Origin of the sequence: Mariniflexile sp. HMF6888 (assembly GCF_044335535.1) — a bacterium.
Taxonomy (GTDB): Bacteria; Bacteroidota; Bacteroidia; order Flavobacteriales; family Flavobacteriaceae; genus Mariniflexile.
The window spans coordinates 143,913-170,440 of the sequence record NZ_JBIQVZ010000004.1; the positions used below are offsets into that span (position 1 = coordinate 143,913).

Below are 26,528 nucleotides of genomic sequence, written 5' to 3' on the forward strand. Positions count from 1 at the left end.
TTATACTTACAATGGCTTCAGGTTTTTTTGCCCTATTGGATGATATTGCAGCACTTATGGATGATGTTGTGGTAATGAGTAAAATCTCTACTAAAAAAACAGCAGGTATTTTAGGAGACGATTTAGCGGTTAATGCCGAAAAAGCTACGGGTTTTGTATCATCAAGGGAGTTGCCCGTTTTGTGGGCAATTACTAAAGGTTCTTTTTTGAACAAGCTTATTATTTTACCCATTGCTTTTTTACTAAGTTCCCTGTTACCTTGGGCAGTCACTTTAATTTTAATATTAGGTGGCGTTTATTTAGCTTATGAAGGTGTTGAAAAAATAGCAGAATATTTTTTTCCTCACGAACATGATGTCGCTCCAATTGAAGAAATAAACCTATCAGATGAAGCTATTTTATTAGCTGAAAAGAAGAAGATAAAGTCGGCTATTTTTACCGATTTTATTCTGTCTATTGAAATTGTCATTATTGCCTTAGGAACCGTTTTAGGCAAACCTATTTTATTTCAGGTATTGGTAGTTTCCATTGTAGCTTTTATTGCAACTATTGGTGTTTATGGTATTGTGGCCTTAATAGTAAGAATGGACGATTTAGGTTTTAAGCTAATTAAAAGGAGTACCAATAAAAAAGGGGGTATGGCAAGTATTGGAAACCTTTTGGTTAAATCACTGCCTTGGGTCATTAAAAGTTTATCGGTTATCGGCACCGTAGCGCTTTTATTGGTTGCTGGAGGTATTTTTACACATAATATTGACTTTCTTCACCATTTTATGGAAGCTATTCCCAGTTTTATAAAAGATTCTATAGTTGGTTTATTAGTAGGTTTTATAGCGCTTTTAATAGTTAAGTTATTTAAAATTATTAAAAAGATGTTGTTTTCCAACAATAATTAAATTCAATACCTCAATTTACTTTGGATACGGATTGAACTGTAACCAACCTAGCAAACAATAATACACTGCTTAACCCAAATACGATTCTCTATGGTTCTGAAGGTTATTTATGGATAACAGAATATGGTGATAAAACCGATGATGAAATAATATTTATGAAGGTGGAAAAATTCCAGATTGGGGTGTGTCCTTTTTAGTACCTACACTTAAATCAGTAAAGATTTTCAGAACAAAATTAAATGCCGATGGTACAGCCTTGGAAGATGGTACTTATGAAATTCATAACAAGTATAAATAGTTAAATACGTGAGTTTAAATTTTAACGAAGTTAGATGTTAAAAGTACAAAGTTAAAAAGTTCAGAGTTTGATGATGCCGATGAAGTTTGTGATACACGATTCAACGATTACACGGTTACACAGTTAAAAGTACAATGTTAGAAGTTCAAAGTTCAGAGTTCAGAGTTTGATGATGCCGATGAAGTTTGTGATACACGGTTCAACGATTACACGGTTAAACAGTTAAAAGTTACAGGGTATATTTATCAATCGGAACTAAGGCTTTAATCGCGAATTTTCTTTTTACGTAATTCGAAATTCTGACCTAAGTACACTTTACGTACCATTTCGTCATTTGCCAATTCTTCAGGTTCCCCAGCTTTAAGGATGCTACCTTCAAACATTAAATAGGTTCTATCGGTAATAGCAAGCGTTTCCTGTACGTTGTGGTCGGTAATTAAAATACCAATATTTTTTTTGGTAAGTTGCGCTACAATACGTTGAATATCTTCAACTGCTACAGGGTCAACCCCAGCAAAAGGCTCATCTAATAAAATAAAACGGGGGTCGGTTGCCAAGGCACGTGCAATTTCGGTACGTCTGCGCTCGCCACCAGATAATAAATCACCTCTACTCTTACGAATGTGCCCTAAACCAAATTCTTCAATAAGCGATTCCATTTTTAAGTGCTGTTCTTTTTTACTAAGCTTGGTAAGTTGCAATACACTTAAAATATTGTCTTCAATACTTAATTTTCTAAAAACCGATGCTTCTTGTGCCAAATAGCCAATGCCGTTTTGTGCCCGTTTGTACATGGGATATTGTGTGATTTCGGTATTATCTAAAAAAATATGACCGCTATTAGGTTTAATTAAACCAACCGTCATATAAAACGAGGTTGTTTTACCAGCACCATTTGGTCCTAAAAGCCCAACAATTTCACCTTGTTCAACTTGTAAAGACACATCTTTCACCACTTTTCGTCCACTGTAGGACTTCATTAAATTTTGAGCTCTTAAAATCATATCTTATGTACTGAATGCCAAAAATAGTGAAATCATGTACACTATTACAGCAGATGTTCTAATTTATATTTTGTTTAACGCTGTTGTTCTAAGGCATCCCAAAACTCGTAAGCGCGACGTAAATGCGGAATGACTATGGTACCGCCCACCAAAGTCGCAATACTTAAAGCTTCAACCACTTCGTCTTTTGTTAAACCTAATTTATGACTTGTTTCTAAATGGTATTTCACACAATCATCACAACGTAATACAGCCGAGGCGACCAAACCTAATAGTTCTTTGGTTTTTACGTCTAAAGCACCTGCTGCGTAAGCGTTCGTATCCAAATTAAAAATACGTTTGATGATTTTATTATTGTCGGCTAAAATTTTGTCGTTCATTCTAGAACGATACTCATTAAATTCGGTAACAGTATCAGACATGTTTTTTCAGTTTACGATTTTGGTTGCGTACTACAATTTTAGCAATAATAATACTTGCTTCGTATAGAATTAAAATAGGAATCGCTACAATAACCTGACTTGCTATATCTGGGGGTGTAATGATAGCAGATAAAACCAATACAAGTACTAAGGCATATTTTCTATATTTTCTTAAAAACTCGGGTGTTACTAAGCCAATTTTGGTTAGAAAATAAATGATAATGGGTAATTCGAAAATAATACCTGATGCTAACACCGATGAACGTACCAATCCTATAAACGAGCTAATATCTATTTGATTGTCTACACGCGATGATATGCTATAATTTGCCAAAAAGTTAATAGATAAAGGTGTGACAATGTAATACCCGAACAAAGCACCTAAAAAGAACAGTAACGAAGAGATTACTATAAAGCCGCGGGAATGTTTGCGTTCGTTTGCATGCAGACCTGGGCTTATAAACTGCCATAATTGGTAAATGATATAAGGGAATGAAATAATAAATCCAGCTAAAACAGCGGTCCAAATATCTGCCGAAAACTGACCGGCCATCGTTCTGTTTTGTAAAATAAGTGGTATTTTATCGTTACAGAAACTAGTGTCTACATTCATATAGGTCGCTGTTCTACATAAAAATTCGTAGGTTGGAAAACTCATGTCCAGCGGAGCGAAAATGATGTCGTCAAAAATAAATCTACTAAAAATAAACGCCAAAGTACCTACAATAACTATAGCTAAAGTAATTTTAATAAGATGCCAGCGTAACTCTTCAAGATGGTCTAAAAAAGACATCTCGTTTATGTTTTTTTTCGCCATTATATAATGCCTTCTTTAATTAAATCGTGTAAGTGAACAACTCCTGCATAATTATCGTTTTCTTCAACCAAAAGTTGGGAAATACCATGTGCTTCCATAATTTCTAATGCATCAATTGCCATAGCGCCTGCACTAATACGCTTGGGGTTGGGACTCATAATATCTTTGGCAGTTAGTTTCGAGAAATCATCAACCTTGGTCAGCATTCTACGTAAATCGCCGTCTGTTATAATGCCTGTGATTTTATCATTTTCAACAACAGCTGTAACTCCTAACATTTTTTCCGTTATTTCAATAATAACATTTTTTATACTTGTTGAAGCAGTAACTTTTGGTTTTTGGTTAACTGAAGATATATCTTGAACACGTAAGTATAATTTTTTTCCTAAAGCGCCTCCAGGGTGGTACTTGGCAAAGTCGGTACTGGAAAAACCCCGTAAATCCAATAGGCAAACGGCAAGCGCATCGCCAATAACCAATTGTGCTGTGGTACTTGTTGTAGGCGCTAGATTATTGGGGCAAACTTCTTTTTCAACGTAAGCATTCAATATATAATCGGCATGTTGCCCCAAAAACGATTCCATGTTGCCTGTAATAGCAATTATTTTGTTTTTAGCTCTTTTAATAAGTGGGATAAGCACTTTTATTTCTGGGGTGTTGCCACTTTTTGAGATACAAATGACCACATCATCTTCAAGAATAAGTCCTAAATCACCATGAATGGCATCGGCTGCGTGCATAAAAACAGCAGGGGTTCCAGTTGAATTTAAAGTAGCAACAATTTTGCTTGCTATAATAGCACTTTTACCAATGCCTGTAATAATAACACGTCCTTTAGAGTTGTAAATAAGATTTACGGCATCGGCAAAATCATCATTTACTAAATTAGACAGGTTAAAAATGGCTTTACTTTCCATTTCAATAGTTTGTTTTGCAATATTGATAATTGAGCTTTTACTATTCAAAATTTATTGTTTTTTTAGTTGATGCTTATAAAGAAATTATTATCTTTAAATGTAAATCGAAATTAATTTTGTTGTAATTTCGATTTTCGTTACAAAACTAACGAAAAAAACACGAGGGTTCTCTCTATACACTTTAAAAAATAATCCATTGTGTTTTGAATATTTTTTATAATTTTTTAATGATTAAATAAATTTCAGTATCATTCATGTTAATAGCAAAAAGTGACTTGCATTCTGCATTAAAAAAATATTTTGGGTTTGGCAAATTCAAAGGACTCCAAGAAGATGTTGTAGAAAGCATTTTATCAGGAAATAACACATTCGTTATCATGCCAACTGGCGGTGGCAAATCGCTTTGTTATCAATTGCCAGCATTAATGCAGGAAGGAACGGCCATTGTGGTGTCTCCTTTAATAGCTTTAATGAAAAATCAGGTAGATGCTATTAGAGGTGTTTCCAATGAAGAAGGGATTGCACATGTTCTAAATTCCTCACTAAATAAAACAGAAATAAAACGTGTTAAGGAAGATATTGTAAATGGCGTTACTAAGCTTCTTTATGTGGCACCGGAATCGCTCACTAAAGAAGAGAATGTAGAGTTTTTACGTTCTGTAAAAGTATCTTTTATGGCTATTGACGAGGCACACTGTATTAGTGAATGGGGACATGATTTTAGACCAGAATACAGAAACTTAAAACATATTATTGGTCGTATTGGTGATAATATCCCCATTATAGGTTTAACAGCTACGGCAACGCCTAAAGTGCAGGAAGATATTATTAAAAACTTAGGGATTAGCGGAGCCAAAACATTTAAGGCCTCGTTTAACAGACCTAATTTATTTTATGAAGTACGCCCAAAAACCAAAAATGTTGATGCAGATATTATTCGTTTTATAAAACAAAACAGTGGTAAATCGGGCATTGTTTACTGTTTGAGCAGAAAACGAGTTGAAGAACTTGCACAGGTTTTGCAGGTTAATGGTATTAAAGCAGTGCCATATCATGCAGGGTTGGACGCCAAATCTAGATCTAATTATCAAGACCAATTTCTTATGGAAGATGTCGATGTGGTGGTCGCTACGATAGCCTTTGGTATGGGCATCGATAAACCAGATGTGCGTTTTGTAATTCATCACGACATTCCTAAAAGTATAGAAAGTTATTACCAAGAAACCGGTAGAGCAGGACGCGATGGTGGTGAAGGACATTGCTTGGCATATTATGCCTATAAAGATATCGAAAAACTTGAAAAATTCATGTCAGGCAAACCCGTTGCAGAACAGGAAATTGGGCAGGCCTTACTGCAAGAAGTAGTAGCATTTGCCGAAACGTCTATTTCCCGTAGAAAATTTATTTTACATTATTTCGGTGAAGAGTTTGATAACGAAACAGGTGAAGGCGGCGATATGGATGACAATGTTAGACATCCAAAAAAGAAACACGAAGCCCAAGACGATGTTAAACTGCTTCTTGAAACTATTGATAAAACTAACGAAAAATATAAGTCTAAAGATTTAGTACACGTTATTACGGGTAAAGAAAATGCCTTAATCAATTCGCATAAAACCAACGAACAAGCTTTCTTTGGGAAAGGTAAAGACAAAGATAAAAAGTACTGGATGGCCTTATTAAGGCAAGTTCTGGTGTCTGGGTTGCTTAAAAAAGATATTGAAACCTATGGCGTCATCAAGTTAGCTAAAGCTGGTAGGGATTTTATAAAAAAACCAGAATCTTTTATGATGACCGAAGATCACATTTTTGACGGAGAGCAAGAAGATGGTACTATTATTACAGCAGCTAAAGGAGAAGGAGCTGTAGCTGATGAGTTGTTAATGAATTTATTAAAAGATTTACGTAAAAAGAATGCTAAAAAGTTAGAAGTGCCTCCTTTTGTTATTTTTCAAGATCCATCGCTTGAAGATATGGCGTTAAAATACCCCATTACTATAGCGGAACTTGCTAACGTGCATGGTGTTGGTGATGGAAAAGCAAAAAAATACGGTAAAGATTTTGTGGAACTTATAGCACAATATGTTGAAGAACACGATATTATTCGTCCAGACGATTTAGTTGTTAAATCTACGGGAAGTAATTCAGCCAATAAACTTTACATTATTCAAAACATTGATAGAAAGCTGCCATTAGATGATATTGCTTCTTCAAAAGGCATGTCTATGGAAGATTTTATCAAAGAAATGGAAGCCATAGTCTATTCGGGTACCAAATTAAATATAAACTATTGGATTGATGAGATTTTAGATGAAGACCAACAAGAAGAAATTCATGACTACTTTATGGAATCTAAGACGGACAGTATTGATACCGCTATTAAGGAATTTGATGGTGATTATGATGATGAAGAACTTCGTTTATACAGAATTAAGTTTATTAGTGAAGTAGCTAATTGAAGTTTCAAAGTTTCTGAGCTTCAAAGTTTCTGGGTTTATGAGATTATGGTTTATGGGGTTATGGGTTTCAAAGTTCCAAAGTTGCAAAGTTTCAGAGTTTCAAAGTTTCAAAGCTTCTAAGTTTCAAAGTTTCTGAGTTTTAAGCTTCAGAGTTTCAGAGTTTATGATTTACAGAGTTTATAAGGTTCTGGGATTTAGCTTTGCCACTTTGCCGCTTTGTGACTTTGCAGCTTTCCAGCTTTGCCACTATACCTATTTAAAGAGTTTCAAAGTTACAGAGCTACAAAGCTACAAAGTTCCTGAGCTTCAAAGTTTTAGTTAGTTGCTTTTCGCTTTGCCGCTTTGCTACTTTGTCACTTTGCAGCTTTGCCTCTTTACAGAGTTTTAAAGTTTCAGAGTTTCAAAGTTCCAAAGTTTATGGGTTATAAAGTTATAGAGTTACAGAGATTTAGCTTTGCCACTTTACCTATTTAAAGAGTTTCAAAGTTACAGAGCTACAAAGCTACAAAGTTCCTGAGCTTCAAAGTTTTAGTTAGTTGCTTTTCGCTTTGCCGCTTTGCTACTTTGTCACTTTGCAGCTTTGCCTCTTTACAGAGTTTCAGAGTTTCAGAGTTTATGGGTTATAAAGTTATAGAGTTACAGAGATTTAGCTTTGCCACTTTACCTATTTAAAGAGTTTCAAAGTTACAGAGCTACAAAGCTACAAAGTTCCTGAGCTTCAAAGTTTTAGTTAGTTGCTTTTCGCTTTGCCGCTTTGCTACTTTGTCACTTTGCAGCTTTGCAGCTTTGCCACTTTTCAGAGTTTATGGGTTTATGAGATTATGGGTTTATGACTTTTAAATATTTTAAGTTTCATAGAATCAAAGTTTTAAAGCTTCTAAATTTCATATTTTCTAGTATATAGCTTTGCCACTTTGCCACTTTGCAGCTTTGCAACTTTGCAACTTTGGCACTTTGCCACTTTAAAACTCTTCACAATAAACCAATCAAAAATCACCATTCGTTAATCACCATTCGTTAATCATTTCTTATATTTGCAGCTTCATTAAAAAAGAATAGCATGCAAGACGGATTATACGCAAAATTCAACACAACTAAAGGAGAAATCCTTGTTGCTTTGGAATTCAAAAAAACACCAGGAACAGTTGGTAACTTCGTAGCTTTAGCCGAAGGAAACTTAGAAAACAAAGTAAAACCTCAAGGAACACCTTATTATGATGGTTTAAAATTCCATAGAGTTATTCCAGATTTTATGATTCAAGGTGGTTGCCCACAAGGTTCTGGCTCAGGTGATCCAGGTTATAAATTTGACGACGAGTTTCATCCAGATTTAAAGCATGATGCACCAGGGGTTTTGTCTATGGCAAATGCAGGACCCGGCACAAACGGCAGTCAATTTTTTATTACACACGTTGAAACGCCTTGGTTAGATAACAACCATACCGTTTTTGGAAAAGTGGTTGAAGGCCAAAATGTGGTTGACGCCATCGCTCAAGGTGATAAAATCGAAACTTTAGAGATTATAAGAGTTGGTGCTGAAGCAGAAGCCTATAATGCCATTGAAGCTTTTAGAACTTTTGAAGGTTCAAGAGAAAAAAGATTGGCAGAAGCAAAAAGAGAAGCCGAAGCCGAATTAGATAAATTAGCATCAGGATTTAACAAAACCGAAAGCGGATTACGTTATCAAATTATACAAAAAGGAACAGGAACAAAAGCCGAAAAAGGTAAGCATGTATCAGTACACTATAAAGGACAATTAGCAGATGGAACTGTTTTTGATTCGTCATACAAACGCAATCAACCCATCGATTTTCCAGTAGGAGTTGGTCAAGTGATTTCAGGTTGGGATGAAGGCATTCAATTATTAAACGTAGGCGATAAAGCACGTTTTGTAATTCCTAGTCATTTAGGATATGGAAGCAGAGGAGCTGGAGGTGTTATTCCTCCAGATGCTATTTTGATTTTTGATGTTGAATTGATGAATGTTAAATAGCATTAATTAAAATAATTCTCCGAAGTATACCTCGGGGATAGACTGTTTCAAGAAATTTTTTATTTAAAATATAATTTTATAAGCCACTTCATTGTGGCTTTTTTTATATTTACATATGATAAAACAAGAACTAGAAAAACTTAAATACCCAATAGGGCAGTTTGATTGCCCAACTAATATTTCTCCACAGCAAATTGAGGGTTGGATATCTATTCTGGAACATTTTCCAAACCGATTAGAAAACCTTGTTAAGAATTTGTCTGATGACCAATTAGATACACCATATAGACCAGACGGTTGGACGGTTAGACAGGTTGTCCATCATTTATCCGATAGTCATCATCATAGCTACGCACGATTTAAATGGACTTTAACTGAAGACAAACCGGTTATTAAGGCCTATTACGAAGATAGGTGGGCAGAATTATTTGATACTAAATCGGCACCAATTGATATGTCTTTACTTCATTTAAAAGCCATTCATGCGAAGCTCGTTTATTTGTTAAAAGGCTTGTCTGATGATGATTTAAATAAGTGTTTTATTCACCCAGAAACACAAAGTGAAGTGGTTTTAAAAAAGAATGTAGGCATTTATGCATGGCATAGCAACCATCATTATGCACACATCGAGAATTTGATGAAACGTAATAACTGGATTTAGAAGATTATGATGAGACCAGTGACTGTTGCTGATGCCCAACAACTTGTAGCTATCTATAATTATTATGTTATTCATTCTATCGTAACGTTAGATTTGGTTCCTTTTTCGGCTCGGGATTTTGAAGAGAAAATAAGCAGCATTTCCAGCCGATTTCCCTTTATAGTTTACGAAGAAAATGATGAGATATTAGGTTATGCCTATGCCAGTACGTTTCGAACAAAACCTGCCTATAATAAGACAGTAGAGCTAACCATTTACTTGAAGCATCATGCATTGGGGAAACAAATTGGGAAAAAAATGTATTCAGAATTAATTCAACAGCTAAAAGCAGAAAATTACCATGTACTTATTGGAGGTTTAACATTGCCTAATGAAGCAAGTGTAAAACTTCATGAGGGTTTTGGATTTGAAAAAGTAGCGCATTTTAAGGAAGTTGGCTATAAATTCGATAAGTGGCACGACGTAGGTTTTTGGCAACTAACCATCAACTAATTCTAAGAAATCCAACAATCTAACAATTTAAGAAGTCTAATAATCTAAGAAGTCTAAGTCGTCTAGCATTCTATTCTGGGATTTTCCATTTAATATTACAGCCAATACTAGGTTTTTGTGGGTTATTATTTTCTTTGTTTTCTATCAAACAATCTAATGCATATCGCAAATCGCTTCCTGTAACAGGTTTGCCATTTCCAGGTCTTGAATCGTCTAATTGCCCTCGGTAAATTAATTTTAAATCTTCATCAAACACATAAAGATCGGGTGTACAGGCAGCATCATAAGCTTTGGCAATAGCTTGACTTTCATCATATAAATAAGGGAACGGATATTTTTCGTTCTTTGCGTGAAGCTTCATTTTATCAGGACCATCTTGCGGATATTTTATAGCGTCATTACTAGAAATAGCAACAAAACCAACCCCTTTTTTTAAATATGCATTTGCAATGGCTACTATTTCTTTATTTACATGAATTACAAAAGGGCAGTGGTTGCAAATAAACATAATAACAGTACCATTTTTACCTTTTACTGTTTCTAAATCTATAAGTGTATCGCTAATAGTATCAGGTAATTCAAAGTAAGGAGCCGATGTGCCCAATGGTAACATATTAGAAGGTGTATTTGCCATAATAATGAATTTTATTCAAAGTTCGGAATAATTTGTATTTTTAAAAAATGAATAAGACTATAACTTTCGAGGATTTTTCTAGAATTGACTTGCGGGTAGGAACCATTATTGAAGTAAATGATTTTCCTGAGGCCAGGCATCCTGCCTATCAATTAACAATTGATTTTGGTGATTTGGGGATTAAAAAGTCGTCAGCACAAATTACTAAGCGATATAAAAAGGAAGATTTACTACAAAGACAAATTGTGGCTGTTATGAATTTTCCTAAAAAACAGATAGCTAAGTTTATGAGCGAATGTTTGGTTTTAGGAGCGGTTAACGGTAAAGATGTTATTTTATTAAACCCAGAAAACAAAGTAAAAAACGGTAGCGTTGTGAGCTAAAAAAAACCGCTACCAAAGAGTAACGGTTTATATTATTCATTTTTTGATCGCCATATTAAATATCGTCAAAATTTAAATCGGTGAAACTTTCGGTCGATTTGTGTAATTCTCCATTTTGACTAGGAGTTTCTTCGGTATCATATTCTTTTTTGAAGTCTTTTTGATGACGTTCACTAATAACTTCATCACCTTTTTCATTAATAATATAGTCGGTCATTTCAGCTAAAATATCTTTAAACTCACTAAAGTCTTCTTTGTAGATATAAATTTTATGCTTTTTGTAATGAAACGAACCATCATCATTGGTAAACTTTTTACTTTCGGTAATAGTTAGATAATAATCGTCTGCTTTTGTAGATCTTACGTCAAAAAAATATGTGCGTCTTCCTGCTCTTAATACTTTAGAAAAAATCTCCTCTTTCTCCATCATGTCATTGTTGTTCATAGTTATATAGAAATTTATTAAATTATCAATTTATATCAAAAATCTAAAAAAAACCGATACGAACCAACATTTTATGATATTTCTTTTTAAAGTATCCTTTTTTGTTGCATTTAATGCAAGCTCATTTGTTAGTAAACAAAGGGTTTGTACCAGTTGTTATTACAGTAAACTCAAGTAGTAAAGGGTGTTAGTCTTTATTTGAAGAAGCTTCACTTGATTGCTTTAAGTATAGGTGTCGGTAGTATCCTTCTACATTTATAAGTGTTTCGTGTGTGCCTTCTTGAACTATTTTACCATTATCCAACACTATAATTTTATGGGCATTTTTTGCAGAAGATACTCTGTGGCCCACGATAATAGATGTTTTTCCTTTAGTTATTTTTGTTAAATTCTTTAATATTTTTTCTTCAGTCTCGGTATCAACAGCCGATAAACAGTCGTCGAACAATAAAATTTCCGGTAATTTTATAATTGCTCGCGCAATAGAAACACGTTGCTTTTGTCCGCCCGAAAGCGTAATACCACGTTCACCTAAAATAGTATCGTATCCATTATTGAATTTAATAATATTTTTATGTACTTGGGCATTTTTGGCAGCTTCAATAACCTCTTCATCTGTAGCGTTCTGGTTCCCGAATTTAATGTTGTTTTTAATGGTATCTGAAAACAAAAAAGCATCTTGGGGCACATAGCCAATGCTTTTTCTTAAATCGGTTAAGTTATGATCTTTAATAGGAATGCCATTTATTAAAATAGAACCACCATCAATATCATAAAGACGGCCAATTAAATCTAAAATAGTCGATTTTCCAGAACCTGTTTTTCCTAAAATAGCTAAGGTTTCGCCTTCTTTTATATGGAAACTTACGCCGTTTAATGCTTGAATATTGGTGTCATCGTATGTAAAGGTTACGTTGTTAAAAACAATATCTCCATTGATTATGGTATGTTCCTCTACCATGTTTTTTATTTCGGGTTCCAGTTTTAAAAACTCATTAATGCGTTTTTGTGAAGCTTCGGCTTGTTGCACAATAGAGGTTACCCAACCCACCGTTGCTACGGGCCATGTAAGCATGTTTACATAAATAATAAATTCGGCAATGGTTCCTAAACTTTCAATTTGACCATTAATGTATTGCATACCACCCACATAAATAACCAGTAAGTTACTGGTGCCAATAAGCAAAATCATCATAGGAAAAAACCATGCCTGTACTTTAGCGAGGTTTATTTGTTTTTCTTTACTTTCAGTAGCTAACGATTTGAAATTGGTAGCAGTTTGTGGTTCAATTCCGTAGGCTTTAATAACCGAAATGCCACTAAACGATTCTTGTGTGAAAGTAGATAGTTTAGATAGAAATTGTTGTACAATGGTACTTCTATGGTGTATTTCTTTACTTAATTTATAAATTACAATTGATAATATGGGTAGAGGTAGCACCGTGTATAAAGCCAGTTTAGGAGCTTCATTAAACATGTAAATAAGCGCAATTATAAAAAGGGTGACGGTATTAATGCTATACATAATGGCAGGTCCTGCATACATACGTACATTACCAACATCTTCGCTGATACGGTTCATTAAATCGCCCGTTCTGTTCTTTTTATAAAAGTTTAAAGAGAGTTTCTGGTATTGGTTGTAGATCTCATTTTTTAAATCAAATTCTATATAACGGGAAACATTAATGATATATTGACGCATAAAAAACGTAAGTATGGCAGCAATTAATGCGGCACCAATAATGTAGATGATAACTTCGGTTAATTCTGCTTTTACAACCTGTTCAGAAACCCCGCCTTTTAAATATTTTTCAATAACAACAAAAATTTCCCGAACATAACGTGGTGTATATAGCAAAAATATTCTAGCTATGATAGTAATTACAGTACCTATTAAAAGCTGTTTTTTGTATTTTAAAAAGTATTTATTTAAGTGCTGTAATTCTTTCATTTAAAGGTCTAATCTATATAGGGAGATAGTACTAATTAAGTTAGCAAATATAAAGTTTTAAAAGCATATATAGCTTTAATAGCTATTTAGTAAGTGTTAAAAATAGCATAAAGTACTAAGAATGCATCCTAACTTTAAAACAAAAGGATGTCTCTTTGAGTCTTTCGCAAGCTTCAAATAAAAACACATTTCCATTTTTGATAATGTTTAAGATAAACTAAAGCCGAGAGGTTCTTGAAAGTTGGAAATTTAGTTAGGTCTCGACTGCGTTCGACCTGACATGAGTGCTTATAAGTATTATAATCAAACAGATAAAACTTAGACAGTCTCTAAAGCTTACATCGAACGCACATGTTAAAATAATAAAAACAAAAAATATGAAGTAACTTTTTAAAATAGTGTTATTTTTGCAACTCGAAATTAAAAATTTTTCGGTTATATAAATTTAAGTTCTTTGTAATTATGCTAAACAGAAGACATATCCGTGTAAAAGTAATGCAAACCATGTATGCCTTTAAAGGAGGAGAAAGTGACGATTTTAGTAAAGATCAAAAGTTTTTACTGTTTAGTATAGATAATATGTACAACTTGTACCTATTGCTTCTTTCTTTGTTATTGGAGGTTCAAAAAAGAGCCGAAAACGATTTAGAGAAAAAACAAAAAAAGCATTTAGCAACCAAAGAAGATAAAGATCCCAACAGAAAGTTTGTAAACAACCAGCTTCTTGAACTTCTGGCAGCGGATTTTCAGTTAAAAAACCAGTTAGAGATACATAACATAACAAATTGGCAACTTGATGGTGAATATGTAGATGTTATTTTCAAAGCCATTACCTCTAGCGATTTGTATAAGGAATACATGACAACCAAAGTGTCCGATTTTAAAGAGGACAAAGATTTCATTGTAGATGTATTTAAAGACATTATAGCGCCAAACGATAAGCTTTACGACTATTTGGAAGATAAGAACTTAACTTGGTTAGACGATTTGCCAACGGTAAACACCACTATTTTAAAATTATTACGAAAAGCAAAAAGTACATCGGGAGGAGGTTATTTTACGCCAAAACTTTATAAAGATACAGACGATAAGCAGTATGCCATCGATTTATTTAGAAAAACCCTTTTAAATAGAACAGCATTAAATAAAGAAATTGAACAGAAAACACAAAATTGGGATTCAGACCGCATTGCCAATGTAGATTATGTATTGCTTCAATTGGCGATTTGTGAATTAAAAAACTTTCCGTCTATTCCTGTAAAAGTGACTATTAATGAATATTTAGAAATAGCCAAAGAATATTCTACTCCGAAAAGCAGCATTTTTATAAATGGTATTTTAGATAAATTGGTAAAAGAGTATGAAGAGGCTGGAACCTTAAAAAAAGTAGGTCGCGGATTGCTGTAAATTTGTGTTAAGAAGCTATTAAAAGTTTTTAATAGATTAAATAATTCCTATTTTTACTGCTTGAACAAAAATAGCTTAATAATGAAAAAAATAATATTAGGATTAAGTGCCCTTAGTTTAATAGTTTTTACTTCTTGTAAAGAGGATGCTTCTAAAAAAGTAGATGACGCTAATGTAGCGGCGGCAGCCCTTAGGGATGCCAATGCGTCTAAATTTCCTGTACTTGAATTTAATGAAACCGAACACGATTTTGGAGAAATAGAAAAGAATAAATCAGTTGAAACGGTTTTTTCTTATAAAAACACAGGAAATGCACCTCTTGTTATAACAGATATTAAAAGTTCTTGTGGCTGTACGGTGCCAGAAGATTGGAGTAAAGAACCTTTAGCACCAGGAAAAACAAGTAAGTTTACCGTTAAGTACAACGGAAGCGGGTCCAACAAAATAACAAAAACCATAACAGTAACAGCCAATACCGAAAAAGGGTCTGAGGTTGTTAAAATTTCAGCATTCGTAAAAGATCCTAATGCTACAACAACTAATTAACACTGCTACAAAAGTAGCATACAAATAACTAACATATAACTAAAAAACAATGGAAGGAATCGGTCAATTTTTACCGTTTATACTAATGTTTGTGGTTGTGTATTTCTTTATGATTGCACCACAAATGAAACGTGCTAAAAAAGAAAAGAAATTCAATGCTGAATTAAAAAAAGGCGATAAAGTTATTACCAAAAGCGGATTGCATGGTAAAATATTAGAACTTAACGATAAAGACCAAACATGTATTATAGAAACCATGTCTGGAAAAGTTAAGTTTGAGCGTTCTGCAATTTCTATGGAGTTAAGCGTCAAAGCTAACGCACAAGCATAAAACTAGTTTCGTATAAAAAAAATTAAGAAGGCCTCCTAATCAGGAAGCCTTTCTTGTTTTATAAAAAGCTTAAATCACTTCAGCTAGAAAGTAGGGTAAATAATTATAAAGCTGTCTTAATGTTGAATGCTTCGTTAACTTAATCGTTTAGGCTATGTATTTATCCATGCTTTTAACAATTAATTGTTTGGCACTGTATGCATTTCAAGAAAAAAGCATTTTGTCCAAACATCCTAGGGATTCCTTTGTCTTATCTAGGTTTAAATATTTTTCTGGTAAAAAATCCAATACAGAGTTAGGTAGTGAAAAACACTATTTAGCATCTGCATTAATGCCATTTGGTTTTTCAAGAATGCTAGATGTTTTAGAAACTAAGCGTTTGGCCGATTTGAGCTTTGAAAGAATTAAATTGAAAAATAAACTGAGAATGCTAGGCTATATTTTAGAATTCGAACTGTATTTGTCTCAAAACAAAATTGATAAAAGTAGATTTAGTCAAATGAAGGAGTTAAACGATTTGAAATTATCAACTCAAAAAAGCATATTAAAATCAACTAGAAGAATATCTTCTTTGTCTACTAAAAATTAAAATATTTTTTTAAGGTAGGGTAAAGATGTTTTAAGTTGTCTTAAATATAGAATCAGAGTAATTAAAGTTTAATATAAAATTATAAGTTATGAAATCAATTAAAGCACTGATTATGTTTTTTATAATATTTGTTTCTTCTATAATAAATGCCCAAGAAGCCAAAACAACTTCTGAAGCTAAAATAGATAGTCAATCATATTATGAACAACGAGCCATAGAAGACGCTAAGTACGAACAACAATTTGCTGCCAAAACAAAAGCTGAAGAAGATGCTTTTTGGGAAGAGCAAAAAGCCTATGAAAAGGAATTAAAGCAAAGAGATAGAAAAGCTTACAGAGCATATATGAAAGGTAAAAGAGATGCTTATGCAGACCATTACGAGCATTGTGATGCACACTGCCATCACAGTCCGCATTATTACCACCATGCATCGTTTTATTATTATAGATACGACAATTATTATTACCATAGATATCCTCAACGAAGCACGGTTACTACTAGTGTAAACGTACGTACACCGAGGGTTAGTTTAGGTTTATTTTAATCCATAATTATTTGATTTTAAAGCTCCTTGAAAAAGGAGCTTTTTGTTGTTGTATGTTAAAGCTTATCATTACCTTAACAAGGGATATTTGCTATTAGCAGTCAATTTTCGTATGTTTGCAGTATGAGCAAGAGACTTCATGAAAGACAAAACTGTAGAATATTCAACTTTAACTTTTTAGTTTTTAGGACACAATCCGATAAATTTATTCCTCCTAGCACCTCCAAATAGAGGTTCTATCTTTAAATAGTACGCTTTATCAATCACCTATTTTTTATTTAAGTACTTACAGCATAAGTATTTATATCCTTAATTAGTTGCATCTATTACTGGTTTAGATGTGATTAAAAACAATATATATTAATGACTATAAAAACCTTTGATGCCTTTTCAAGGCTATCAATTATTGATATAAATCGCATAACTAATTTTTTATTTGAATATTCTGATGATGCCAGAGATACAAAAAGTGCCATTAGAAAGGCCATATTATATGCTGCAAAAGAGGTTCCGGGATTAGGTGGTTATGTGTTTGTTATGGAGCATAATAACGAAATTTTAGGGGCTACAGTAGTAAACAGAACAGGTATGAACGAATATATACCGGAAAACATATTGGTTTACATAGCTGTAAAAACAGCGTTTAGAAAAAAGGGAATTGCTAAAGAATTAATTAAACATGCCATAAAATATTGCGATGGCGATATTTCAACACATATAAACAAAGATAATCCTGTGGTTGAGTTATTTGAGAAACAGGGTTTTGAACCAAGAAATATAGAAATGAGACTGGTTAGGAATTAACCAATCACTTAATTCAAATTATAATAAACAGATGAAACACCCATGAGAAAAAGCTTGATACACAAGAAGATGGTTATAAAGGGTGTTCCATATGACGATTAAAAAACAATAAATATAAGCATATGAAAATTATATATATAAAAAGAGAAACAGTATACGAAAAGCGACACAGTATAAAAATGGGTGAATTAACCACAAAGGTTACTTATATAAAAAAGTACCTGCTTGGGTTGCCTGTTAAAACACTTCATAAATATAGAGAGACCTACTATGGAGAAGTAAAAGACTGTAATGATTGTATGCTATTCGTTTAATAATTTAAAAAAGCAAATTGATTGTCCGTAATTATCCGTGATTAATCATAACGCATTCGACACCCTGAACTTGTTTCAGGGTGTCGTTTGTAAATTGCTGATAATCAGAAAATATTAGCTACTGACAGCGAAGATTCATGAATCCCTTACTTAATTTTAAATAGATATTTATGAATAAACAAATTCAAAGTGATGTGAAAATAAGCGATATGGCACAAAACGGATATACATAAAATAAATTAACAAATACACAAATAAAAAAAATGAAAGTACTAGTAATAGGGGCGGGTAACATGGGGCTTACCTATGCCGAAGGTATGTCTAAATCAAGATTGTTAAAGAAAAAAAACATCATGGTTTTAGATAAATCTGAAGAAAAACTTGAAGAGCTTCACCAAATATCACATTTTGATGCTTTTAGCGAGTTAAAAGATTGTGTTCCGCAAGCAGATATTATATTTATAGCCGTTAAACCATACCATGCCGAAAGTGTCTTTAAAGCCATAAAACCACTTGTGCAGCCACAACAAATTTTAGTATCCATAATGGCAGGTGTTTCCATAACTTCTATAAAAGAAATAACTGGACTGAATAAAATAGTTAGAGCCATGCCAAATTTGCCTGCGCAAATAGGGAAGGGCTTAACATCGTATGTTATATCGCCAGAGGTTTCTAGAATAGAAATGCTAACCGTTGAAAGTTTATTAGATACCACAGGAAAATCTATGCGCGTATCCAATGAAAGTTTCATTGATGCTTCTACTGGTATTTCAGGAAGCGGACCCGCCTATGTCTTTTATTTTATGCAAAGTATGATGGAAGCAGCCTTACAAATGGGGTTTTCAAAAAACGATTCCACAGTTTTGGTAAGTCAAACTTTTACTGGTGCGGTCGAGCTTTTCAATCAATCTAATTTATCACCTAATTCTTGGATGGAAAAAGTGGCTTCAAAAGGTGGAACAACCCGTGCTGCGCTAGATTCCATGCAAGACAATAATGTAAACGAATTAATAAAGGAAGCGGCATTTGCTGCGTTTAATCGCGCTGTTGAATTAGGAAAGGAATATTAAAATGTATAAAGAAAGAATAGTTATTAAAGTTGGTACTAATGTAATGACCAACAGAGACAATAGAATTGTTAGACCCGTATTACGTAATTTGGTAAAACAAATAGCCGAACTTTATGACCGTGACATTATTTGCATACTCGTATCGTCTGGTTCTGTAATTGCAGGGAAAGAAGTTTTAGGCAAGTCCAAAATAAAAAATAGAACGCAACGTCGTCAGGTATATTCTGCTATTGGGCAACCACGTATGATGCGTCTTTATTACGATATTTTTCACGATTATGGCATGAAATGTGCCCAAGTATTGCCTACTAAACGTGATTTTAGTCCAGGGGTACACAGACAAAACATGATTAATTGCTGTGAAGGTTTATTGGATGAAGGTGTTATTCCCATAGCTAATGAAGATGATGCAGTGTCGGTTACCATGTCTATGTTCTCAGATAATGATGAGTTGGCAAGCTTAATTGCACAACTAATAAATGCCGATAAACTTATTATTTTAACAGATATTGATGGACTTTATACAGGACATCCCGATGCACTAAACAGTAGTTTGGTGAAAAATGTTGGTCCACATGAAAATTTAGATAAGTATATTGAAGACAATAATAAAAGTGAAGAAGAAGGCCGTGGTGGTATGGGCTCAAAACTAGATTATGCACAACAAGCAGCGGCTAATAATATTCCCACTTACATTGTAAATGGAAAAACCGATAATGTTATTATCGATATTATAGATGGTAAACCGGTTGGTACCAAAGTATCATTGTAACTAAAACAGGTTTAGTCGTTATAAAAAGGTTGCTTGGTACTATAGTTCCAAGCAACCTTTTTTTATTTAGATAGTCTCTTTGTAATTTTTGTATTTATCATTTAGTCCAACGCCCTGTATAATCATAGGTGTTATTTTATCTAGGCGTGTTTGTTTAGTGGCATCGCGTTTAGCTTCGGCAATAAACTCACAATATTCACGCTGTTTACTTGGTGTTAAAAGTTTAAAAGCATCAAATAAAACGGCATTATCTTTTAAATGTTTTTGAAGTTTCTCAGGAACCACAATATCTTTTTTTGTTGTTTTGTTTGATTTTATTTCCTTACCCAGTTTTTGATTCTCAATGGCTTCTTTTACATAAGCTAAAACACTGTTTTTATCAATATCATTAATAGATTCAAAACGCATTTGCCTTAAACCTCTAGTTTTTTCTTGAGCAGATTGCAGTAAGTTTTTTTCATCTTTAAGAAAAACACCATTAAAAAACCAAACACCAAAATAATGCTTAAAAGCGACCAGACCAATCACGTTTTTACCATCAAGAGCATAGATAGGAGCGTTCCATTTTATAGATTCTTCTAGCTCGGTGCTGTTAATAATACTGCGTAAAAGTGTTAATGCATCACTAAATAGGGTATGTTCTTCAATATATTCTTCAACCGAATTTACTTTTTTCATTTATTACTTTTTAATGCTTTGAAATTTACTGTTTAGATGCTTAAATTAACAATGTTTTAGCTCAGTTCTTATGTTAGTATTTTTACTTTATTTAATCATCATCATCTTCATTATATGGGTTTGCCATTTCACTATTATTTTCTTCTTGGACATTGTTGCTATTTACTCCGATTTCGGTATGACGAATTTGTCCACCTAAGTTGCCCACTTTTGCAAAAATCCCAAATGTAGTCAATGAAATAACTAAAGTTATCAGTGTCATCATTTTTGCAAAAGTTGTTTTCTTAATAATTGCGTAAAAGCTTATCAGGGAAAATACTCCCAATAAGCCCATTAACCAAATTGCTTTTTTGGCAAGTTCTTCATGTTCTTCGATGATGTTTTCCGAAACTCCTGTAAGATGTTCTACGCTTTCTTCTGCTGGCTCACCTGTTAAAAAAACGGGTATTGTCAAAATAGCCATAAGTACAAAAGTTACTAATGCTACTTTTTTTACGTCATCATTTTTGGCAAATTGTCCATAAGCCAAAATTCCAATCCCGATTATTGTTCCGACAATTGGGAAATGCGTTAATATTAAATGAATATGTGTTAAATCCATGATTTTTACTTTTTAAAATTTTGATAATAATTTGAAATTCTATGAGTAAGAATCAAAACTGGGAGGTGCTCTCAGTCCATTTGAATTTATAATATAGGTGTTAGATATAATATCAGGTCGAATTGTCGTAGTCGGCCTTTCATTTGTTGGAAATAATTTGAAATCTATTGAAAATATACCTGCAAAAACAACCAAACCATTGAAATCAACTTTGTTCAATGAATGTTGTTCTGATATAATATAATTATCTAAATTATTGGATGAACCTTGATGAAATGCCAAACCAATAATGTCAATTATTCCAGTAGCATTTTTGTGGGTCATATTATGTTCTTCTTCAGTCATTTCCCCATGGTGTTTATGAGGAATTAAGGCGTGGAACACAATAATAACCACAACATTAAAAAATAATATATTTCTTAGAAAGTTCATATACTAAAAGTACAAAATTTATTTTTTATTTGTAGTGTTTTTTCTGTATGGGTAACGTTTTTGTATGTGGGAACTGGCATGGTTATGAGCGAGGATTTTCCGATGGACACGAACGAAGTCTTATTGCACTCTCATTTACACTTTGCTCAAGCCCTCATCTAACAAAAATATACCTAAACCATAGCGTGGCAAAAACCCTAACAAACCACGAACAAAACCTGTTGGGTTTTATCACCGGACGTCAATCAAGAATTATATTTTTATTATTCCTATTTTTAATAAAAGTGGAAACCTAACTTCTCTTTTTAGCTCAAAACCCCAATTTTTTTCAATATCAGAACGTAATTCATCAGTTGGATCAAATCCATTTTTTTTAATAAAATGTTTCACAGCCGACCAAGTATTCTTTAAGCCAAAAACGAGGAAGTAATCTTCATAATATTCAGAAAGGAAAATAGGCTTTATGTTTCCCTTTACATATTTAGAGTATATTGATTTAGTGGATGAACCAATATACGATATAATATTATTATCAGAGTTTTTTTTATATATTCTCTCAGATAATGTTGTTATGTTTGAAGGCGTGATAGTCTTAAAAGAGTCGACATATTCATCAGTAAATTCAATTAAAATTCCATAATCAACCCCGTTACTTTCAGTCAATAGAATGGCATTATTGCTAAAACTTACGCTATACTCTTTCAAACTATCATTAATGAAGTTAAAATTTTTTTTTCTCTCAAATAATAATATCTCATCAATCTTCCACAGGAAAAACAATATGCTGATAAGCTCCAATATCGGGTGCTGATGTTCTATTAACATTTAAAATATCAAACGGTACTTGGGTTGCAAATGTTGCTAATCCTTTATTTATGGCGGCAGAATCTTCACCTATTACAAGCATGTTTTTATTAGTATCTTTAAAATGTGGGTCTTGGTTAAAAATAGTACCCTCATAATGTGTGGGATCGTTGATATCGTAATTAGCACCTGTAAAATTCGTGTTTCTACTATCAAAACGAATGAGACAATTGGTGAATTTAAAGTTGAAAACCACTGCATCGTCTTCAATTTCATCTAAAAGAATCTCTGGATTGTCGTTTCCGTAGATGATGCAATTGTTAAAATTGGCTTGGGCTAAATCGGTTACAATGGCATTGTCATCTGCATCGGTAATAAAATTATTCAATAAAACCGCGGGGAATTCTCTAGAGCCACTCCAATAATTGGCAATGGTGCAATGTGTGAAATTGTATTTACCGCCAAAAGTCCCAGCAAATGCCGATTGCCCGCAATTGTTAATTACCACATTCTCACCTATAATAGAGGTGTTTCGACCTAAAATGCCAAAACTACTGGAATTGTAAATTTGCGAATTGGTAATTTTTAGTTTTTCGGTAGCGATATTGGGATTGCCATCACATAAAATACCAATAGTGGCATTTTTTATGGTGGTGTAGTTTATGCTGTTGTTTACACTGCCATCAAACAACCAAATAACGCCCCATTGCCCGGAAATATCAGCGAAATCGGGTTCTAAGCGATCGCTTTCAAAAATAACTTCGTTTTCTAAAAGTTCGGGATCGCTGCTTACACTACCATTGATTTGCAATGAAGCGCCTTCGCTTACAATAAGTCCAGATTCTGAATGAAAATGCACGCGCGCACCAGCTTCAATAGTTAAAGTTTGACCATTTGGTACGGCAGCAAAACCATAAATAACATAAGGCTTTTCGTTTGTGAAAGTCAGTTCTTCAGGGAGTAATTCACGGCCTTGAATATCGGTTTCTACGGTGTCGCCATTGATGTCTAATTTAAGGGTTTCAATAACCTTTGTGGTATTGTCTCTATCGGGATAAATAAAAATAGCATCTTGTACCAAGGTGACAAGTTCTACTTTTTGGAGATTACTGCCTGCATCAAACTCTATTTGATCGGTGTATAAAAATTTGCTATCGGGATTCGCTAAATTAGTAATATCTATGGTTGTTTCAACAAAAATAAACAAGCTGTCTTTGGCTAGAATTGGTATGTTTTCGAATGTTTTTCCAGCAATACCATCTACATTTAAGCGGTAGTTGGACGCATTTCCTAGCGCGAGTCTTACTGAGGGAATCATAATATCATGACCGCTTCTATTGTAAACTTTTAAATTGTAAGTGCTTGAACCTATATTGGTAAAAACGGTATCTAAATAAACGGTGTCTTTTGAAAATTCAAGGTTTCCAGTATTTGGCGAAAACTCAAAATCATTTCTGCAAGAACTCCAAAGCATTATAAAACCTAGGGTGAAAATTAGATATAAAATACGCTTCATTAAACGGTCGTTATTTTAATTGATTGACTTCAAAAATATAACTTTTGTTTTGATAGTATAGTGAACTCGTTTAAACTTTTTTGATTAAAGCGAAAATTTAACCTTACGCCAGCTGGCTCGTTCGCTAAAATAACCCGCTGGGGTATTTTTACGCTCCGCCCTGTGTTCGGTTGAAGGCTTTTTTGAGTTGCATAGCAGGGCTACGGAAGGAAGAAAAGACAAAAAGCGAATGCAAAAGGACAATTTTAGCTAATTATGAAGAGTTTAAACGAGTTCAATATCCGAGTTGGTTATTTAGCTAAATAAATCCATTATTTCGGGAGTTATTCGTGCAGGACGTTTTGTTTGGCTGTTTATTAAACACCAAGTGGTTTCAGATTTTGCCAGTAATTTATCGGAATCATTATATATTTCAACCATACGGGTTGTTGTAACGCCTTCAGAATTTATTACATAGGTTTTTAGTGTAATAACATCGTTTAACAAAGCTGGACTTTTGTATTCTATGTAATGGGATAACATGACCCAATGATAGTCATTTATAATCTTTGGTGATGTATTTTTCAGCCAATGGGCTTTGGCAACATCTTGTACCCATTCTACATACCTTATGTTGTTAACATGGTTAAGTTCGTCTAAATCGTTTTGGGTCACTATGAGGGTCGTTTCGAAAGTTTGCATTTGGTTTTAAATTTTCTAAATAAAATTTAAACAGTTTCTTAATGAACTCATTTAAAGTTTTTCAATTTGCTAAAAAATTGCTGATTTCAGCTCTGTTTTTGCCTTTTCATCCTTCCGTAGCTTTTCCAACGTGACAAGCTGGCTCCTTCTCTAAAAAGGTTTACGAAACCTTTTCTTTACGCTCGGCCCTAACTCAAAAAAGCCTTCAACAGAACTAAAACCTCCTAATTTTCGCTTAATTTCAAAAACTTTAAATGAGTTCAATACGAAAGATAAAAATTCGTGTTTAATAAATCTCTAAAAATTTGTTTAAAGTTTGAATTATATAACATGTATTAGAAATGTTATAACATCCAAAAGTTAATATCATATATCTTTATAAGATTAAATAATCTTAAAATCAATGTATTATGAAAAAATCATTTATTTTGTTGTTAATGATGTTGTCATTAGCAGCATTTCCAAACACAGTGATGGCTGCTGAAAACACACCAATAAATACAACAGTTCCAGCTCCAACAGAAATCCCAGCCGAAGTTAAAGTGATGTTGAATCGCTTGGAAGAAATCAAAGCCTTAGACAAATCGACTTTAAGTAGATCTGAAAGAAAGGAGCTTCGTAAAGAAGTGCGAACCATCAAGAAAGATCTAAGAGCCGCTGGGAATGGTCTTTACATTTCAACGGGTGTCATTATTCTTATTTTACTTTTAATAATTATACTTTAATAAGTTGGCAATTGACAATTAGCAATTAACAATTAGCAATTAGCAATTGACAATTAACAATTAGCAATGAATAATAATCACTAGCATATAGTCAAATCAACAAATAATCGAATAAACAATAATGTTGGTAATTAGGACTTCGACAAGCTCAGTCTGACTTTTGTTATTTATTATTGACTATTTATTATTGTTTATTTGGTGAATAGATTATTTTGTCTACTGCCTACTGTTTACTGTCTTTTTTTAGGACTTCGACAAACTCCTTTAGATTTGTTTTTTTAGATGGCGAATCCAAATTAAAAATATGGGTTCCTATATAAGTTCTCTTAATTTTTGGGCAGCAATTTCGGGTGTAATATCGCGTTGTGGCGACCCAAACATTTCGTAACCAACCATAAATTTCTTTACGGTTGCACTACGTAATAAAGGTGGATAAAAACTCATGTGCCAATGCCAATGGCTGTTATCCTTTCCATTGGTTGGTGCTTGATGAATCCCACTGGAATAAGGAAATGAAGTATTAAACAATTTATCATAAGCTTTGGTTATTACAGAAATGGCTTCAGCAAAAAGGAATGTGTCATTGCCTTTTAAATCTGAGATGCTTTGCTGCTGTTGCTTAGGAACGATCATGGTTTCAAAAGGCCAAATGGCCCAAAACGGAACAAGTACCACAAACCCATCATTTTCAAAAATAATACGTTCTTGCTTTGTTAATTCCTGCTGAATGTAGTCACCTAATAAGCTCGATTTATTTTTGTCATAATAAGCACGTTGTTGTTGGTCTTTTTTATCAACTTCATTGGGCAACGTGGTTTGGCTCCAGATTTGACCATGTGGGTGCGGATTACTACAACCCATAACGGCGCCTTTGTTTTCGAAAATCTGGACGTAGTTTATAAGGGGATTGTTACCAAGTTCGGCGTATTCTTTCTGCCATGCGAAAACCACTTTCTCAATATCCTTAGCATCCATATCGGCCAGACTTTTAGAGTGGTCCGGACTAAAGCAAATCACTTTACAAATGCCTTGTTCGCTTTGTGCAATTAATAAGCCATCATTGACATTAAAGTTTTTAGATTCTGTTTGAAGCGCAGCAAAATCGTTGGTAAAAACAAAGACGTCTTCATATTTTGGGTTTTCTTCGCCATTAATTCGGGTATTTCCGGCGCATAAGTAACAACTTGCATCGTAAGCCGGTCTAACAGCGTTGGAAACAGCTTCGTTTTGACCTTGCCATGGGCGTTTAGCTCGATGTGGTGAAACTAAAACCCATTCACCTGTTAATATATTATAGCGTTTATGTGAATAATCTTGTAAGTCGGTGTTCATTTTTAAAAGA

Annotated in this window: 30 protein-coding genes; 16 read left to right on the forward strand and 14 right to left on the reverse strand. The window is 33.5% G+C overall.

Going from position 1 to position 26,528, the window contains the following annotated elements:
* Positions 1 to 11: 11 nt before the first annotated feature.
* A complete protein-coding gene (locus ACGLWY_RS11565; protein ID WP_396619823.1) occupies positions 12 to 896 on the forward strand; it encodes a DUF808 domain-containing protein in 885 nt (294 codons plus the stop codon).
* 561 nt (positions 897 to 1,457) lie between these two features.
* On the opposite strand, the gene lptB is transcribed toward ACGLWY_RS11565, so the two are convergent.
* From lptB to ACGLWY_RS11585, 4 genes are all read right to left on the reverse strand, one after another.
* Positions 1,458 to 2,198: an LPS export ABC transporter ATP-binding protein gene (lptB, locus tag ACGLWY_RS11570; protein ID WP_396619824.1), complete on the reverse strand. Its 741-nt coding sequence runs from the start codon at positions 2,196 to 2,198 to the stop codon at positions 1,458 to 1,460.
* 74 nt (positions 2,199 to 2,272) lie between these two features.
* Positions 2,273 to 2,620 carry a carboxymuconolactone decarboxylase family protein gene (locus ACGLWY_RS11575; protein WP_396619825.1) on the reverse strand — a complete coding sequence of 116 codons (348 nt, stop codon included), beginning with the start codon at positions 2,618 to 2,620 and terminating at the stop codon, positions 2,273 to 2,275.
* Positions 2,613 to 3,437: a twin-arginine translocase subunit TatC gene (gene tatC / locus ACGLWY_RS11580; protein WP_396619826.1), complete on the reverse strand. Its 825-nt coding sequence runs from the start codon at positions 3,435 to 3,437 to the stop codon at positions 2,613 to 2,615. Before tatC ends, ACGLWY_RS11575 begins: the two co-directional genes overlap by 8 nt.
* Complete coding sequence (locus ACGLWY_RS11585; protein ID WP_396619960.1) at positions 3,437 to 4,354, reverse strand: SIS domain-containing protein; 918 nt, start codon at positions 4,352 to 4,354, stop codon at positions 3,437 to 3,439. The genes tatC and ACGLWY_RS11585 overlap by 1 nt, the downstream gene beginning before the upstream one ends.
* 254 nt (positions 4,355 to 4,608) lie before the next feature.
* On the opposite strand from ACGLWY_RS11585, the gene ACGLWY_RS11590 reads away from it, so the two are divergent.
* From ACGLWY_RS11590 to ACGLWY_RS11605, 4 genes are all read left to right on the forward strand, one after another.
* Positions 4,609 to 6,813 carry a RecQ family ATP-dependent DNA helicase gene (locus ACGLWY_RS11590; protein ID WP_396619827.1) on the forward strand — a complete coding sequence of 735 codons (2,205 nt, stop codon included), beginning with the start codon at positions 4,609 to 4,611 and terminating at the stop codon, positions 6,811 to 6,813.
* A gap of 1,060 nt (positions 6,814 to 7,873) precedes the next feature.
* On the forward strand, positions 7,874 to 8,806 hold the full coding sequence (locus ACGLWY_RS11595) for a peptidylprolyl isomerase (protein WP_396619828.1): 933 nt from the start codon (positions 7,874 to 7,876) through the stop codon (positions 8,804 to 8,806).
* Between the two features lie 115 nt (positions 8,807 to 8,921).
* Positions 8,922 to 9,467, forward strand: coding sequence for a YfiT family bacillithiol transferase (locus ACGLWY_RS11600; protein ID WP_396619829.1), 546 nt, complete (start codon positions 8,922 to 8,924; stop codon positions 9,465 to 9,467).
* A 6-nt stretch (positions 9,468 to 9,473) separates the two neighbouring features.
* Entirely contained in the window at positions 9,474 to 9,959 is a 486-nt protein-coding gene (locus ACGLWY_RS11605) for a GNAT family N-acetyltransferase (RefSeq protein WP_396619830.1), read from the forward strand.
* Between the two features lie 70 nt (positions 9,960 to 10,029).
* Here ACGLWY_RS11605 and ACGLWY_RS11610 read toward each other — a convergent pair whose 3' ends face one another.
* The gene (locus tag ACGLWY_RS11610; RefSeq protein WP_396619831.1) at positions 10,030 to 10,593 is read right to left on the reverse strand and encodes a thioredoxin family protein; all 564 of its coding nucleotides are present in this window, start codon (positions 10,591 to 10,593) and stop codon (positions 10,030 to 10,032) included.
* A 47-nt stretch (positions 10,594 to 10,640) separates the two neighbouring features.
* Between ACGLWY_RS11610 and ACGLWY_RS11615 the strand changes: the two genes are divergently transcribed.
* Entirely contained in the window at positions 10,641 to 10,976 is a 336-nt protein-coding gene (locus ACGLWY_RS11615; protein ID WP_396619832.1) for a tRNA-binding protein, read from the forward strand.
* 55 nt (positions 10,977 to 11,031) lie between these two features.
* On the opposite strand, the gene ACGLWY_RS11620 is transcribed toward ACGLWY_RS11615, so the two are convergent.
* Complete coding sequence (locus tag ACGLWY_RS11620; RefSeq protein ID WP_396619833.1) at positions 11,032 to 11,421, reverse strand: PUR family DNA/RNA-binding protein; 390 nt, start codon at positions 11,419 to 11,421, stop codon at positions 11,032 to 11,034.
* A 187-nt stretch (positions 11,422 to 11,608) separates the two neighbouring features.
* On the reverse strand, positions 11,609 to 13,372 hold the full coding sequence (locus tag ACGLWY_RS11625) for an ABC transporter ATP-binding protein (RefSeq protein ID WP_396619834.1): 1,764 nt from the start codon (positions 13,370 to 13,372) through the stop codon (positions 11,609 to 11,611).
* 462 nt (positions 13,373 to 13,834) lie between these two features.
* On the opposite strand from ACGLWY_RS11625, the gene nusB reads away from it, so the two are divergent.
* The 9 genes from nusB (at position 13,835) to proB (ending at position 19,749) form a co-directional block, all read left to right on the forward strand.
* Positions 13,835 to 14,779 carry a transcription antitermination factor NusB gene (nusB, locus tag ACGLWY_RS11630; RefSeq protein WP_396619835.1) on the forward strand — a complete coding sequence of 315 codons (945 nt, stop codon included), beginning with the start codon at positions 13,835 to 13,837 and terminating at the stop codon, positions 14,777 to 14,779.
* Positions 14,780 to 14,860: 81 nt separating this feature from the next.
* Positions 14,861 to 15,325, forward strand: a complete 465-nt coding sequence (locus ACGLWY_RS11635) for a DUF1573 domain-containing protein (protein ID WP_396619836.1) — start codon at positions 14,861 to 14,863, stop codon at positions 15,323 to 15,325.
* 49 nt (positions 15,326 to 15,374) lie between these two features.
* The gene (gene yajC / locus ACGLWY_RS11640; protein ID WP_396619837.1) at positions 15,375 to 15,656 is read left to right on the forward strand and encodes a preprotein translocase subunit YajC; all 282 of its coding nucleotides are present in this window, start codon (positions 15,375 to 15,377) and stop codon (positions 15,654 to 15,656) included.
* A gap of 187 nt (positions 15,657 to 15,843) precedes the next feature.
* Positions 15,844 to 16,245, forward strand: coding sequence for a hypothetical protein (locus tag ACGLWY_RS11645; RefSeq protein WP_396619838.1), 402 nt, complete (start codon positions 15,844 to 15,846; stop codon positions 16,243 to 16,245).
* A gap of 88 nt (positions 16,246 to 16,333) precedes the next feature.
* Positions 16,334 to 16,789: a hypothetical protein gene (locus ACGLWY_RS11650; RefSeq protein WP_396619839.1), complete on the forward strand. Its 456-nt coding sequence runs from the start codon at positions 16,334 to 16,336 to the stop codon at positions 16,787 to 16,789.
* Positions 16,790 to 17,152: 363 nt separating this feature from the next.
* Positions 17,153 to 17,593, forward strand: a complete 441-nt coding sequence (locus ACGLWY_RS11655; protein WP_396619840.1) for a GNAT family N-acetyltransferase — start codon at positions 17,153 to 17,155, stop codon at positions 17,591 to 17,593.
* A 122-nt stretch (positions 17,594 to 17,715) separates the two neighbouring features.
* Entirely contained in the window at positions 17,716 to 17,907 is a 192-nt protein-coding gene (locus ACGLWY_RS11660) for a hypothetical protein (RefSeq protein ID WP_396619841.1), read from the forward strand.
* 263 nt (positions 17,908 to 18,170) lie between these two features.
* Positions 18,171 to 18,977: a pyrroline-5-carboxylate reductase gene (gene proC / locus ACGLWY_RS11665; protein ID WP_396619842.1), complete on the forward strand. Its 807-nt coding sequence runs from the start codon at positions 18,171 to 18,173 to the stop codon at positions 18,975 to 18,977.
* 1 nt (position 18,978) lies between these two features.
* Complete coding sequence (proB, locus tag ACGLWY_RS11670) at positions 18,979 to 19,749, forward strand: glutamate 5-kinase (RefSeq protein WP_396619843.1); 771 nt, start codon at positions 18,979 to 18,981, stop codon at positions 19,747 to 19,749.
* Positions 19,750 to 19,815: 66 nt separating this feature from the next.
* Here proB and ACGLWY_RS11675 read toward each other — a convergent pair whose 3' ends face one another.
* The 6 genes from ACGLWY_RS11675 to ACGLWY_RS11700 all read right to left on the reverse strand — a co-directional run bounded on the left by ACGLWY_RS11675 (position 19,816) and on the right by ACGLWY_RS11700 (position 24,461).
* Positions 19,816 to 20,427, reverse strand: coding sequence for a YdeI family protein (locus tag ACGLWY_RS11675; RefSeq protein WP_396619844.1), 612 nt, complete (start codon positions 20,425 to 20,427; stop codon positions 19,816 to 19,818).
* A 91-nt stretch (positions 20,428 to 20,518) separates the two neighbouring features.
* Positions 20,519 to 21,028, reverse strand: a complete 510-nt coding sequence (locus ACGLWY_RS11680) for a hypothetical protein (RefSeq protein ID WP_396619845.1) — start codon at positions 21,026 to 21,028, stop codon at positions 20,519 to 20,521.
* Between the two features lie 39 nt (positions 21,029 to 21,067).
* On the reverse strand, positions 21,068 to 21,460 hold the full coding sequence (locus ACGLWY_RS11685) for a hypothetical protein (RefSeq protein ID WP_396619846.1): 393 nt from the start codon (positions 21,458 to 21,460) through the stop codon (positions 21,068 to 21,070).
* A gap of 252 nt (positions 21,461 to 21,712) precedes the next feature.
* Positions 21,713 to 22,285, reverse strand: a complete 573-nt coding sequence (locus ACGLWY_RS11690; protein ID WP_396619964.1) for a hypothetical protein — start codon at positions 22,283 to 22,285, stop codon at positions 21,713 to 21,715.
* The gene (locus ACGLWY_RS11695) at positions 22,218 to 23,780 is read right to left on the reverse strand and encodes a right-handed parallel beta-helix repeat-containing protein (protein ID WP_396619847.1); all 1,563 of its coding nucleotides are present in this window, start codon (positions 23,778 to 23,780) and stop codon (positions 22,218 to 22,220) included. Before ACGLWY_RS11695 ends, ACGLWY_RS11690 begins: the two co-directional genes overlap by 68 nt.
* 294 nt (positions 23,781 to 24,074) lie before the next feature.
* Positions 24,075 to 24,461: an acyl-CoA thioesterase gene (locus tag ACGLWY_RS11700; RefSeq protein ID WP_396619848.1), complete on the reverse strand. Its 387-nt coding sequence runs from the start codon at positions 24,459 to 24,461 to the stop codon at positions 24,075 to 24,077.
* A gap of 410 nt (positions 24,462 to 24,871) precedes the next feature.
* Between ACGLWY_RS11700 and ACGLWY_RS11705 the strand changes: the two genes are divergently transcribed.
* Positions 24,872 to 25,186 carry a hypothetical protein gene (locus ACGLWY_RS11705; protein WP_396619849.1) on the forward strand — a complete coding sequence of 105 codons (315 nt, stop codon included), beginning with the start codon at positions 24,872 to 24,874 and terminating at the stop codon, positions 25,184 to 25,186.
* Between the two features lie 312 nt (positions 25,187 to 25,498).
* Here ACGLWY_RS11705 and ACGLWY_RS11710 read toward each other — a convergent pair whose 3' ends face one another.
* Positions 25,499 to 26,518: a UDP-glucose--hexose-1-phosphate uridylyltransferase gene (locus ACGLWY_RS11710; RefSeq protein ID WP_396619850.1), complete on the reverse strand. Its 1,020-nt coding sequence runs from the start codon at positions 26,516 to 26,518 to the stop codon at positions 25,499 to 25,501.
* Positions 26,519 to 26,528 lie beyond the last annotated feature (10 nt).